Here is a 13,509-nt window from a genome sequence, read left to right on the forward strand (position 1 = left end):
TTGTTACCTATACTCACAATGAGCCTGGTCCTGGTACTGTTTCCCAGTATGAGCACCGCTTCCGAAACCGACAGCACAGACGGCGTGCTCGCCGAACAGCTGCTGCGGCTCACCCGCCGGCTCCACCGGATCCAGAAGCGCCATCTGGAACCGCTCGGCATCACGCCTGCCCAGAGTCGGCTCCTGCGCCTCGTCTCGCACTACGACGGGGAGCAGCCGCCCCGGATGGCGGATCTCGCCGCCCGCCTCGAAGTGGTCCCCCGCGCCGTGACCACGCTGGTGGACGGCCTGGAGGCCGCCGAATGCGTGCGCCGCTCCCCCGACCCGGCGAACCGGCGCGTGATACGGATCGAGCTCACCGACACCGGCCGCGCCACGCTGCGGCAACTGCGCAACGCGCGAACGGACGCCGCAGAGGAGATCCTGGCTCCGTTGACCGCCGGGCAGCGCGAGGTGCTCGGCGGCCTGCTGGACGCCCTCACGGACGCCCCGACGGGGCGCCGCTGCTGAGCGTCGCCACGAGTCGGCTCGCCCGGACTGGGCCGAACGAGTAGCGAGGGGTCGCGCATGCCGCTGCTGGAACCGAGGCCCGGAACGCTGCGGCCGCACCGCGTCGCCGGCCCCGCTCCCGACCGGGTCCCCGAACACCGGGCCGCCGGCACCCCCGAGCCGCTGCGGAGCGAGCTCACGCAGCTGCTCGGCGCGGACAAGGTGCTGTGGCAGGTCTCCGACCTGGTCCGCTACGCCTCCGACGCCTCCCCGTACCGGTTCGTCCCCCAGGCCGTGGTGATCGCCGAGGACCTGGACGACATTTCCGCCGTGCTGTCGTACGCCCACGGCCGCGGGCGCGAGGTGGTCTTCCGCGCCGCCGGCACCTCCCTCAACGGGCAGGCCCAGGGCGAGGACATCCTGGTCGACGTACGCCGCCACTGGGCCGGGATCGAGGTCCTGGAGGACGGCCGGCGCGCCCGGATCCGGCCCGGGACCACCGTGGCGCGGGCCAATGCCGCGCTCGCCCGCCACGGCCGCGTGCTCGGCCCCGACCCGGCCAGCGCCCTCGCCTGCACCCTCGGCGGTGTCGTCGCCAACAACGCGTCCGGCATGACGGCGGGGACCGCGAGGAACGCGTACCGCACGCTCTCTTCCCTCACCCTCGTGCTGCCCGGCGGCACCGTCGTGGACACCGCCGACCCGCTCGCCGACGAGGAACTCCTGCGCGCGGAGCCGGCGCTGTGCCGCGGCCTGATGGGGATCAAGGCGGAGATCGAGGCCGATCCGGAGCTGGTGGCCCGGATCCGGACCAAGTACGAGATCAAGAACACCACCGGCTACCGGCTGGACGCGTACCTGGACGGCACCACGCCCGTGGAGATCCTGCGCGGGCTGATGGTCGGCTCGGAGGGGACCCTCGGCTTCATCGCCGAGGTCGTCCTCGACACGCTGCCGCTGGAGCGCGAACGCACCAGCGCCCTGCTGTTCTTCCCCTCGCTGCCCGCCGCGGCCGCCGCCGTACCGCTGTTCAGCGAGGCGGGAGCCCGCGCCGTGGAGGTGATGGACGGCAACACGCTGCGCGCCTCCGTCGCCGTCGCGGGCGTCCCCGGCGACTGGGCGGACCTGCCCAAGGACACCACCGCCCTGCTGGTCGAGTTCCGCGCCGCGGACGAGGCGGGCCGCGCCGCGTACGAGCGGCGGGCCACCGAGATCCTCGGCCGACTGGACCTGGTGGCTCCGGTGCCCTCGGTCACCAACGACCTCACCCGCGACCCGCACACCATCGAGGGCTACTGGAAGGCCCGCAAGGCCTTCGTCACCGCCGTCGGCGGATCCCGCGCCCGCGGCACCACCCTGATCACCGAGGACTTCGCGGTACCGCCGTCCCGGCTGGCCGAGGCCTGCGAGGCGCTGCTCGCGCTCCAGGCCGGGCACGGCTTCGACGCGGCCGTCGCAGGGCACGCGGCCCATGGCAACCTGCACTTCCTGCTCGCCTTCGACGCGGCGCGGCCCGCCGAGGTGGAGCGGTACGCGGCCTTCATGGACGACTTCTGCCGCCTGACCGTCGAGCGGTTCGACGGCTCGCTGAAGGGCGAGCACTCCACCGGGCGCAACATCGCCCCCTTCCTTGAACTGGAGTGGGGGCCGAAGGCCACCGGGCTGATGTGGCGCACCAAGCAGGTCGTCGACCCGGACGGGGTGCTCGCCCCGCGCATCCTGCTGGACCGGGATCCGAAGGCCCACCTGCGCGGGCTGAAGACCATTCCGCAGGTGGAGGCGGTGGCCGACCCCTGCATCGAGTGCGGCTTCTGCGAACCGGTCTGCCCCAGCAAGGACCTGACCACCACGCCCCGCCAACGGATCGTGCTGCGGCGGGAGATGATGCGCCAGCAGCCCGGCTCCCGGGTGCTGGACGGGCTGCTCGACGCGTACGGGTACGACGCGGTGGACACCTGCGCGGCCGACGGCGGCTGCTCCCTGGCCTGCCCCGTCGGCATCGACACCGGTGCACTGGTGAAGGACCTGCGCCGCCGCCGGCACAGTGCGCGCGAGGAGCGTGCCGCCGAACTCGCCGCCCGGCGGTTCAAGGCCGTCGAGGGCGCCGCGCGGCTGGCCGTGGCCGCCGCCGACCGGATCCGCGATCGGCTCGGGGACCGTGCTGTGGAGGCGCTGACGGAGGCGGTGCGCAGGGCCGTACGGCCCGACCTGGTTCCGCGGTGGCTGCCGCAGCTCCCGGGCGCGGCCGCAGCGGGGCTGCCCGTGACGCGGCGGGTGGGGGCTGCGGCCGTGTACTACCCGGCCTGCGTCAACCGGATCTTCGGCGGACACGGCGGACACGGCGGACATGCCGGCCACGGCGAACCCGGCGAACACGGCGGCCGTGGCGAACCCTCCCTGCCGGAGGCCGTGGTGGCCGTCTCGGAGCGGGCCGGGAAGCCGGTGTGGATCCCCCCGGACGTCACCGGCACCTGCTGCGCGACCATCTGGCACTCGAAGGGGTACGAGGCCGGGAACCGGGTGATGGCCAACAGGATCGTGGAGGCGGCCTGGGGCTGGACGGCGGGCGGGCGGCTGCCGCTCGTGGTCGACGCGTCGTCCTGCACGCTGGGCCTCGCGCACGAGGTGGTCCCGTACCTCACCGACGACAACCGGGCGCTGCACGACGAACTGCGGATCGTCGACTCCGTCGTGTGGGCGGCGCGGGAACTGCTTCCGGAGCTGGAGATCCGGCAGCTCGCGGACTCGGCGGTGCTCCATCCCACCTGCTCGATGCGCCACTTGGGCGATGAGGGCGACCTGCGGGCGGTGGCCGGCGCGTGCGCGGGCGAGGTGGTGGTTCCGCTCGACGCGGGCTGCTGCGGTTTCGCGGGCGACCGGGGCATGCTGCACCCGGAGTTGACGCGCGCGGCGACCGCCCAGGAGGCCGCGGAGGTCGGGGAACGGGAGTTCGACCTGCACCTGTCGGCGAACCGGATGTGTGAGGTCGCGATGGTCCGGGCCACCGGCCGCGCCTACCAGTCGGCGCTGCTGGCACTGGAGCGCGCCACCCGTCACGGGAGCCCGCGCCCCGCCGACGGCCGGCCGTAAACCCCGTGCGTCAGCCCTTGGCCAACGCAAAACCGATTGCCGGGGACCAGCCCGGAAGGCGAACCTTGCACGGTTTGAACCACTCGACCGTCATGGGGCGTCATGCAGATCAGCGATCTTCCGTATCCGGATCCCGGGGTACCCGACGCCCGCTCCGGCCCGCGCTTCCTGGTGTGGCTCGGGCGCGGCCAACTCGGCGCACAGGTCAAGAGCCTGTGCTGGGGGCTGGTGCACTTCTGTGGTGTCGCCGGACTGCCGTACACGGTGGGCCTGGGGGTCGAGGCGGTCGTGGAGCGCGACGCCTCCCGGCTGTTGCTGGTCGGCGGGCTGCTGCTCGTGATCGGCACCGCGATCTCGGTGGGCGACACCATGCTGCACCGGACCGCCGTCACCAACTGGATCACCGCCGCGGCCCGCGTGCAGCAGCTGCTCGCCCGCAAGACCGCGGAGCTCGGCTCGGCCCTGACCCGGCGCGTGGCGGCCGGCGAGGTGGTGGCGGTCTCCACGGGTGACGTGGAGAAGATCGGCTGGTTCGTCGAGGCGGTCTCGCGCTTCCTAGCCGCCGCCTTCGCCGTCGTCGCCATCTGCGTCGGCCTGCTGTTCTACGCGCCCGCGATCGGCGTCGTGGTGGCGATCGGCGTCCCCGTACTCGCCCTGTCCGTGCTGCCGCTGCTGCCGCGCGCCACCCGGCGTGCCGACGTGCAGCGCGAGAAGGCGGGCAAGGCCACCGAATTGGCGTCCGACACCGTGGCGGGCCTACGGGTCCTGCGGGGCATCGGCGGTGAGGAACTCTTCCTCGGCCGCTACCGCGAAGCCTCGCAGGAGGTGCGCGAGGCCGCCGTGCGCAGTGCCCGGATGTGGGCGCTGATCTCGGCGATCCAGGTGCTGCTGCCGGGAGCGCTGCTGATCACGGTGGTCTGGTACGGCTCGGCGCTCGTGCGGGACGGCCGGCTGGCGGTCGGTGAACTCGTCGCCGCCTTCAGCGCGGTGGCCACGATGCTCTACCCGCTGCGGCACTTCGAGGAGATCGCGATGGCGTACTCCTTCTCCCGGCCCTCCGCCCAGCGGGCCGCCCGGGTGCTGGCGCTGTCGCGGACGGAGGCCTCCGCACGACCGACGGCTCCCGCGCGGGCCGCGCAGGCCCCGGCGGCGGGCGGTGACCTGTACGACCCGGTGACCGGGCTGCTGGCCCCGTCGGGGCTGTTCACCGCCGTGGTGTGCGGGGACCCGGACCTGGCGGGCCGGCTCGCCGAACGCCTCGGCGGCCATCCCGCGGACGGCAGCGGTCCGGCCGAGGGGATCTCGGTGCTGCTCGGCGGGGTCGCGCTGGACGACCTCGCGCTGGACACGGCGCGCACGCTGGTCCTCGTACAGGACAAGGATCCGGTGCTGCTGTCGGGGACGCTGCGCGAGCTGTTCGACGTACCGGCGTCCGGGGCGGTGGAGCCCGCGGCGGCGCTCGCCGCCGCGCAGTGCGCGGACGTCCTGGACGCGCTGCTGCAGTCGGCGCCGGACGGCGTGGACGATCCGATGGACGCACGGATCACCGAGCGCGGCCGGTCACTGTCCGGCGGCCAACGCCAGCGGCTGGCCCTGGCCCGGTCCCTGGCGACCGATCCGGAGGTGCTGGTCCTGGACGAGCCGACCTCGGCGGTGGACTCGCACACGGAGGCACGGATCGCCGACGGGATCGCCGCCCTGCGGGCCGGGCGCACCACGGTGGTCCTGGCCTCCTCGCCCCTGCTGCTGGACCGCGCGGACCGGGTCGTCCTGATCCACGAGGGCGCGGTCGCGGCGAGCGGTACGCACCGGGCGCTGCTCCAGGCGGAGCCGCTCTACCGGGCGGTCGTCACCCGCGAGACCGACGAGAAGCAGCGGCTCGCCCGCGTGGAGATCGTCCGGCTGGAAGAAGAACTCACAGAGATCGAGGAATCAGCATGATCGGCGTGGCGCCACCGGAACACGATCCGGCGGCCCCCGAATCGGCCGCCACCCTGCCCGTGGGCACGCCGGCGACCGTACGGGGCTATGTGCGCGGCCTGCTGCGGCGGCACCGGCGGGCCTTCGCGGTGCTGGTGACCGTCAACGCGGTCGCGGTGATCGCCTCCATGGTCGGCCCCTATCTGCTGGGCCGGGTCGTGGACGAGCTCGCGGCGGGGGCGCGCGAACTGCATCTGGGCCGCGTGGCGCTGCTGTTCGCGCTGGCGCTCGCCGTGCAGACCCTGTTCGTCCGGCTGGTGCGGCTGCGCGGGGCGATGCTCGGCGAGGAGATGCTCGCGGACCTGCGCGAGGACTTCCTCGTGCGGTCGGTGGGGCTGCCGCCGGGCGTACTGGAGCGGGCGGGCACCGGTGACCTGCTGTCCCGGATCACCACCGACATCGACCGGCTGGCCAACGCGATGCGGGAGGCCGTGCCGCAGCTGGCCGTCGGGGTGGTCTGGGCCGGACTGCTCTTCGGGGCGCTCACGGTGACGGCGCCGCAGCTGGCGCTGGCCGTGCTGGTGGCGCTTCCCGTACTGGTGGGCGGCTGCCGCTGGTACTTCCGGCGGGCGCCCTCGGCGTACCGATCGGAGGCGGCGGGGTACGCGGCTGTAGCGGCGGCGCTCACCGAGACGGTGGACGCGGGCCGCACGGTCGAGGCGCACCGCCTGGGGCCGGGCCGGATCGCGCTGTCGGAACGGCGGATCAAGGAGTGGACGGCGTGGGAGCGGTACACGCTGTTCCTGCGGTCGGTCCTCTTCCCCGTCCTCAACGTCACCTTCGTGACGATCCTCGGGGCCGTGCTCATGATCGGCGGCTACTGCGTGTTGCACGGCTGGATGTCGGTCGGGCAGCTGACCACGGGTGCGCTGCTGGCTCAGATGCTGGTCGACCCGATCGGCCTGATCCTGCGCTGGTACGACGAGCTCCAGGTGGCCCAGGTCTCGCTGGCCCGGCTGGTGGGCGTACGGGAGATCGAGCCGGACGCGGGCGACGCGGCAGTTTCCCCGGCCGGGCGGGAGGTGCGGGCCGACGGGGTCCGGTTCGGCTACCGGGAGGGCGTGGACGTCCTGCACGAGGTGTCGATGTCGGTGCCCCCGGGGACGCGGATGGCGCTGGTGGGGCCCTCGGGTGCGGGCAAGTCCACCCTGGGGCGGCTGCTGGCGGGCATCTATGCGCCGCGGACCGGCGAGGTGACCCTGGGCGGGGCCCGGCTCTCGCACATGCCGGCGGAGCGGGTCCGGGAGCAGGTGGCGCTGGTCAACCAGGAGCACCACGTGTTCGTGGGCACGCTGCGGGACAACCTGCGGCTGGCCCGTACCGGAGCAGGGGACGCGGAGCTGTGGGCCGCGCTCGGCGCGGTCGACGCGGACGGCTGGGCCCGGGCCCTGGAAGCGGGCCTGGACACCGAGGTCGGCTCCGGCGGGACGGCACTGACCCCGGCGCAGGCCCAGCAGATCGCGCTGGCGCGGCTGGTGCTGGCCGATCCGCACACGTTGGTGCTGGACGAGGCCACCTCGCTGCTGGACCCGCGCGCCGCCCGGCACCTGGAGCGCTCGCTGGCCCGGGTGCTCGACGGCCGTACGGTCGTCGCCATCGCCCACCGCCTGCACACGGCGCACGACGCCGACGTGATCGCGGTCGTCGAGGGCGGCCGGATCAGCGAGCTGGGCTCGCACGACGAGCTGGTCGCCGCGGACGGGGCGTACGCCGCCCTGTGGCGGTCCTGGCACGGCTGACGGCAGGACCGGCGGTCGGGCGGGCGGGACGTGGGCGGCACCTGGATTCCCCCGGGCTAGATGAACCCGAGGGCGGAGGCGCCGCCCACGCCGCCGAGCAGCATGAACACGGGCATCAAGAGCTTGAGCTCCACCCAGCTGCCCGCGCGGAAGCGCATTCCCTTCGGCGGACCGATGGGGTACCAGCGCTTCCCCGCGATCGGTACCGGCCACAGGATCGGGCAGCCGGAAACCGTCAGGGCGTCGCCGATGTCGTGGACCAGGGCGCCGAGGACGACGGGCAGGCCCAGCCACAGGTACTCCTGACCGGGACCGGTGAAGAGCCAGCCGGCGCCGTTGCCCGGCTGGTCGAGGACTCCGGCCAGGATCCAGGCGCTGGTGGCGCCGAGCAGCCAGACGAGCACGTCGCTGGACATCCGGGCGGCCCGCCACAGCAGGCCTTCGACGGCGAGCACCAGGTGCACGAAGAGCAGGACGAGCACGCCCCAGCGGTCGGTGGTGGCCGCGAGCACGGAGGAGCCGGTACCGATGAGGACGGCCCAGAGCCAGGTGTGCGTCAGCGTGCGGTGGCCGCCGCTGCGGCGGGCGTCCTTGGGGGCCCGGGTGGCCTTGTAGACGGCGTAGGAGATCTTGTCGACCACCTCGCACAGTCCGCGGGACAGCGGACCGAAGGCGCGCGAGATCGTCGCCGACTTGTGGTCGAGGTCGGGCGCGAGGGCCGCGCCGGCGCAGATGAGCGCGCCGACGACGAGGACCGGCCAGGGCATCGGGTGCCCGGCGGCCGCGGCGGCCGCTCCGACCCCCAGCCAGGCTGCCGCCCCGGACAGTGAGTGCGCCGGACCCATCATGGTCGTTCCCCGCCCCAGTCATGTGGTGTTCGGGCCCCGTTGACGGTGTCGATCGGGCCCGGTCAACGGCACAGCGTACCGGCGATGATCTTCGATCCTGCCGCCGGTTCCCTCATCCGGGGGGAAGCCAGGCAAGATGGGGGGTGTGACCCTCATTGATCAGCTCCCGCCCGACGCCGACCCCGACGCCCTCTTCGAGGCTTTCTCCTCGTGGGCGGAGGATCAGGGCATCACCCTGTACCCGGCTCAGGAGGAGGCGCTGATCGAGGTCGTCTCCGGAGCGAACGTGATCCTGTCCACCCCGACCGGCTCCGGCAAGAGCCTGGTCGCGGCCGGCGCACACTTCACCGCGCTCGCCCAGGACAAGGTCACCTTCTACACCGCGCCGATCAAGGCGCTGGTCTCGGAGAAGTTCTTCGACCTGTGCAAGCTGTTCGGTACGGAGAACGTCGGCATGCTGACCGGCGACGCCTCGGTCAACGCCGACGCCCCGGTGATCTGCTGCACCGCGGAGGTGCTGGCCTCCATCGCCCTGCGCGACGGCAAGTACGCCGACATCGGCCAGGTCGTGATGGACGAGTTCCACTTCTATGCGGAGCCGGACCGCGGCTGGGCCTGGCAGATCCCGCTGCTGGAGCTCCCGCAGGCACAGTTCGTCCTGATGTCCGCGACCCTCGGCGACGTGAAGCGGTTCGAGGAGGACCTGACCCGGCGCACCGGCCGCCCGACCTCGGTGGTCCGCTCCGCGACCCGGCCCGTCCCGCTGTCGTACGAGTACGTCACCACGCCCATCACGGACACCATCACCGAGCTGCTGGAGACCCGGCAGGCTCCGGTCTACATCGTGCACTTCACCCAGGCCCAGGCGGTCGAGCGGGCGCAGTCGCTGATGAGCATCAACATGTGCACCCGCGAGGAGAAGGACAAGATCGCGGAGCTGATCGGCAACTTCCGCTTCACCACCAAGTTCGGCCAGAACCTCTCGCGCTACGTACGGCACGGTATCGGCGTGCACCACGCGGGCATGCTGCCCAAGTACCGGCGGCTGGTGGAGAAGCTGGCCCAGGCGGGGCTGCTGAAGGTGATCTGCGGTACCGACACACTCGGCGTCGGCGTCAACGTCCCGATCCGCACGGTGCTGTTCACCGCGCTCACCAAGTACGACGGCAACCGGGTGCGGACGCTGCGCGCCCGTGAGTTCCACCAGATCGCCGGCCGGGCCGGACGCGCCGGCTTCGACACGGCGGGCTTCGTGGTCGCCCAGGCACCCGAGCACGTCATCGAGAACGAGAAGGCGCTCGCGAAGGCGGGTGACGACCCGAAGAAGCGCCGCAAGGTGGTGCGCAAGAAGGCTCCCGAGGGCTTCGTCGCCTGGTCGGACACCACCTTCGAGAAGCTGATCGCCGCCGACCCGGAACCGCTCACCTCCCGCTTCAAGGTCACCAACATCATGCTGCTGTCGGTCATCGCCCGGCCGGGCGATGCCTTCCAGGCGATGCGGCACCTGCTTGAGGACAACCACGAGCCGCGCAAGGCCCAGCTGCGCCACATCCGCCGGGCGATCGCCATCTACCGCTCGCTGCTGGACGGCGGTGTGGTGGAGAAGCTCGACACCCCGGACGCGGAGGGCCGCACCATCCGGCTCACGGTCGACCTCCAGCAGGACTTCGCACTGAACCAGCCGCTGTCCACCTTCGCCCTGGCCTCCTTCGACCTGCTCGACCCCGAGTCCCCCTCCTACGCGCTCGACATGGTCTCGGTCGTGGAGTCCACGCTGGACGACCCTCGCCAGATCCTGGCGGCCCAGCAGAACAAGGAACGCGGCATCGCCGTGGGCGCGATGAAGGCCGACGGGATCGAGTACGAGGAGCGGATGGAACGGCTCCAGGACGTCACCTATCCCAAGCCGCTCGAAGAGCTCCTCCTGCACGCCTACGACGTGTACCGCAAGAGCCACCCGTGGGTCGGCGACCACCCGGTCTCCCCGAAGTCGATCATCCGCGACATGTACGAACGCGCGATGACCTTCACCGAGTTCACCTCCTTCTATGAGCTCGCCCGCACCGAGGGCATCGTGCTGCGCTACCTGGCCAGTGCGTACAAGGCGCTCGACCACACCATCCCGGACGACCTGAAGTCCGAGGACCTCCAGGACCTCATCGCCTGGCTGGGCGAGCTCGTCCGCCAGGTCGACTCCAGCCTCCTCGACGAGTGGGAGCAGCTGGCGAACCCGGAGGTGGAGACGGCGGAGGAAGCCCAGGAGAAGGCCGACCAGGTCAAGCCGGTCACCGCGAACGCGCGCGCCTTCCGCGTCCTGGTCCGCAACGCCATGTTCCGCCGGGTGGAACTGGCCGCCCTGGACCACATCGACGAGCTGGGCGAGCTGGACGGCGAGTCGGGCTGGGACGCCGACGCGTGGGGCGAGGCCATGGACGCCTACTGGGACGAGTACGACGACCTGGGCACCGGGCCCGACGCGCGCGGCCCGAAGCTGCTGCAGATCGAGGAGGACCCGGCCCACGGTCTGTGGCGCGTCCGCCAGACCTTCGCGGACCCGGCCGGGGACCATGGCTGGGGCATCAGCGCCGAGGTCGACCTCGCCGCGTCCGACGAGGAGGGCCGGGCGGTCATCCGGCTGACCTCGGTCGGCGAACTCGGCGCGCTCTGAGCTCTCCCGGACTCCGTCCGCGAGAGCGCCCCACCCGCCAGCGACCCGCCCTGCCGGGCCCGACAGTGGAGAACCCCTGATGACGAACCCCGCCGAGAGACTGGTCGATCTGCTCGACCTGGAGCAGATCGAGGTCAACATCTTCCGCGGCGCCAGCCCGCAGGAATCCCTCCAGCGGGTCTTCGGCGGGCAGGTCGCCGGCCAGGCCCTGGTGGCCGCCGGCCGCACCACCGAGAGCGACCGCCCGGTCCACTCCCTGCACGCGTACTTCCTGCGCCCCGGCATCCCCGGGGTGCCGATCGTGTACCAGGTGGAACGGGTGCGCGACGGGCGGTCCTTCACCACCCGGCGCGTCACCGCGGTCCAGCAGGGCAAAACGATCTTCAATTTGACCGCCTCCTTCCACCATCCGGAGGAGGGCAGCATCGAGCACCAGCTGCCTCCTCGCCTCGACTTCCCCCACCCGGACACGCTCCCGAAGGTCGTCGACGAGATCCGCGAGCACCTGGGCGCGCTGCCCGAGGCCCTGGAGCGGATGGCCCGCCGCCAGCCGTTCGACATCCGGTACGCGGACCGGCTCCGCTGGACCCCCGAGGAGCTCAAGGACGCCGATCCGCGCAGCGCGGTGTGGATGCGAGCGGTCGGGCCGCTGGGCGACGACCCGCTCGTGCACACCTGCGCCCTCACCTACGCCAGTGACATGACCCTCCTCGACGCCGTGCGCATCCCCGTGGAACCGCTGTGGGGCGTGCGCGGCTTCGACATGGCCTCCCTGGACCACGCGATGTGGTTCCACCGACCGTTCCGCGCGGACGAGTGGTTCCTGTACGACCAGGAGTCACCCATCGCGCACGGCGGCCGGGGCCTGGCCCGGGGCCGCATCTACGACCTGGAGGGCAGGCTGCTGGTCTCCGTGGTCCAGGAAGGCCTCTTCCGCCCGTATCCCCACTCCCCGGCCGCGTCCCCGTCGGCCGAGCCGAACCCGTAGAACTGAGCGCATCCATGACCTCCCCGGCCCTCCCCTGTCCCTGCGGGCTGCCCGCCGCCTATCCGCAGTGCTGCGGCCGCTTCCACTCCGGTGAGCGCCAGGCGCCCACCGCCGAGCTGCTGATGCGCTCCCGCTTCAGCGCCTTCGCCGTCGGCGACACCGCCTACCTGCTGCGCTCCTGGCACCCGGACACCCGTCCCGGCCGGCTCGACCTGGATCCCGGACAGCGCTGGCTGCGACTGGAGATCCTGGCCGCCGAGCGCGGCGGGATGTTCGACACGGAGGGTTCGGTGGAGTTCCGGGCGCACTACCGCGAGGGCGGGCACACCGGTTCCCTGCACGAGCACAGCAGCTTCACGCGGGAGGGCGGGGCCTGGGTCTACGTCGGCCCCCTCTCCCCCGTCGACTTCGACTGACCCCGGGCCCCGCTGAGCGCGAAGTCCAGGCTGGTGCGGTACCAGTCGATCTCGTCCGGCGGCCCGGCCCGCAGCAGCCGGGCCGCCACGGCCGCCGCGGCTGGAATCTGCGGGTGCCCGTACGGCGGGGGCGGAGCGAGCGCGGCGAGCACGGTCCGCTCCGCCGGGTCGGGCACTGCCTCGCGCACCTCGTCCTCCGGGAGCACCGAGGCCAGAACGGCAGCCCGCTCCCAGGGATCGGCGGTTCGTCTCAGCAACAGCCCCACATGACGGGCGCGCCACGCCCGCGGGCGCAGATCCGCCTTGGCCTCCATCAGCTCCCGGTCCCCCGGGGGTGCGCTCCCCCGCAGCATCCCGGGCTCCCGGGCAGCGAACTGCCTCAGCTCCTCGGCGAGATAGAGCCACACCACCGCCCGGTACCGGTTGATCCGGTAGCCGACCGGGGTGAGGCGTCCGCACCGGGCCAGCCGGGTGAACCGGCCGGGGCTGATGCCCAGTACACCTCCCGCGGCCTCCGCTCCGGCGACGGTCTCGACCTGCGCCCGCAGTGCCTGCGGGAAGCCCTCGGCCGATGTGACCCGGTCCAGCTCTGCCTGCGCATAGCTCGCGCTTCCGCCGCGCACCGACGGCTCGGGACGTACGAGCCCCAACTGAACGGCCCGGGCGAACTCGCTCCGGCTGAGCCCCAGTTCCCCGGCGGCCCGGGCCCCGCCCACGGTCCGCTGCGATGGTACGTCCACCCGTACGGCCTGAGCGGCTTCGACTGCAACCTTCATGACGGTCCTCCCCCACGCGTGGCGACCGCGACCGGCGATCACCCTGTGTAAAGACCGTAACTCAGTGCTACGACAGCCTGCCAGGCCTGTGGACAACTCTGCCGGGCACCCTGGACTCAGCCTCCGGTGATCCGCCGTTCCGCCACGCCCAGATGCTCGCCGACCCGGTTGACCAGCAGCGTCATCTCGTAGGCGACCTGCCCGATGTCCGCCTCGTCGGCGCTGAGGACGCACAGGCTGCTCCCCGCGCCCGCCGCCATGACGAACAGGACGCCTTCGTCGTACTCGACCATGGTCTGGCGTACCTCGCCGGCCCGGAAATGCCGTCCCGATCCCTTCGCCAGGCTCTGCAGACCCGCCGCCACGGCCGCCAGATGCTCCGCGTCCTCCCGGGCCAGCCCGGCGCTCGCGCCCGTCACCAGACCGTCGTTGGACAGCACCACCGCATGCCGGACCTGCTGGACCCGGCGCGTGAGGTCGTCCAGGAGCCAGTCGAGCTGCTTGTCCAGTGCCAT

Annotated in this window: 10 protein-coding genes; 7 read left to right on the forward strand and 3 right to left on the reverse strand. The window is 72.5% G+C overall.

The genetic code is table 11. The features are described from left to right. Positions 1-48 precede the first annotated feature (48 nt). The 4 genes from AC0666_RS24325 to AC0666_RS24340 all read left to right on the forward strand — a co-directional run bounded on the left by AC0666_RS24325 (position 49) and on the right by AC0666_RS24340 (position 7,298). On the forward strand, positions 49-510 hold the full coding sequence (locus AC0666_RS24325; protein ID WP_468579662.1) for a MarR family winged helix-turn-helix transcriptional regulator: 462 nt from the start codon (positions 49-51) through the stop codon (positions 508-510). A 57-nt stretch (positions 511-567) separates the two neighbouring features. Then, complete coding sequence (locus tag AC0666_RS24330; protein WP_478708277.1) at positions 568-3,579, forward strand: FAD-binding and (Fe-S)-binding domain-containing protein; 3,012 nt, start codon at positions 568-570, stop codon at positions 3,577-3,579. Positions 3,580-3,681: 102 nt separating this feature from the next. Then, positions 3,682-5,520, forward strand: coding sequence for an ABC transporter transmembrane domain-containing protein (locus AC0666_RS24335; protein ID WP_478708278.1), 1,839 nt, complete (start codon positions 3,682-3,684; stop codon positions 5,518-5,520). Further along, a complete protein-coding gene (locus tag AC0666_RS24340) occupies positions 5,517-7,298 on the forward strand; it encodes an ABC transporter ATP-binding protein (RefSeq protein WP_478708279.1) in 1,782 nt (593 codons plus the stop codon). Before AC0666_RS24335 ends, AC0666_RS24340 begins: the two co-directional genes overlap by 4 nt. Positions 7,299-7,354: 56 nt before the next feature. Here the strand turns inward: AC0666_RS24340 and AC0666_RS24345 are convergent, their stop codons facing one another. After that, positions 7,355-8,146: a metal-dependent hydrolase gene (locus tag AC0666_RS24345; protein WP_468964408.1), complete on the reverse strand. Its 792-nt coding sequence runs from the start codon at positions 8,144-8,146 to the stop codon at positions 7,355-7,357. A 145-nt stretch (positions 8,147-8,291) separates the two neighbouring features. On the opposite strand from AC0666_RS24345, the gene AC0666_RS24350 reads away from it, so the two are divergent. The 3 genes from AC0666_RS24350 to AC0666_RS24360 all read left to right on the forward strand — a co-directional run bounded on the left by AC0666_RS24350 (position 8,292) and on the right by AC0666_RS24360 (position 12,218). Further along, positions 8,292-10,814, forward strand: a complete 2,523-nt coding sequence (locus tag AC0666_RS24350) for a DEAD/DEAH box helicase (RefSeq protein WP_468964406.1) — start codon at positions 8,292-8,294, stop codon at positions 10,812-10,814. Positions 10,815-10,893: 79 nt separating this feature from the next. Beyond that, entirely contained in the window at positions 10,894-11,802 is a 909-nt protein-coding gene (locus AC0666_RS24355; protein ID WP_468964405.1) for an acyl-CoA thioesterase, read from the forward strand. Between the two features lie 14 nt (positions 11,803-11,816). Continuing rightward, positions 11,817-12,218 carry a YchJ family protein gene (locus AC0666_RS24360; RefSeq protein WP_361713372.1) on the forward strand — a complete coding sequence of 134 codons (402 nt, stop codon included), beginning with the start codon at positions 11,817-11,819 and terminating at the stop codon, positions 12,216-12,218. On the opposite strand, the gene AC0666_RS24365 is transcribed toward AC0666_RS24360, so the two are convergent. Together AC0666_RS24365 and AC0666_RS24370 are read right to left on the reverse strand one after the other, a co-directional pair. Then, complete coding sequence (locus AC0666_RS24365; RefSeq protein ID WP_468964403.1) at positions 12,182-12,994, reverse strand: DUF6397 family protein; 813 nt, start codon at positions 12,992-12,994, stop codon at positions 12,182-12,184. The two genes, AC0666_RS24360 and AC0666_RS24365, sit on opposite strands and share 37 nt — an antisense overlap. Before the next feature lie 116 nt (positions 12,995-13,110). After that, positions 13,111-13,509, reverse strand: coding sequence for a roadblock/LC7 domain-containing protein (locus AC0666_RS24370; protein ID WP_361713376.1), 399 nt, complete (start codon positions 13,507-13,509; stop codon positions 13,111-13,113).

Source organism: Streptomyces sp. NPDC043680 (genome assembly GCF_056436685.1).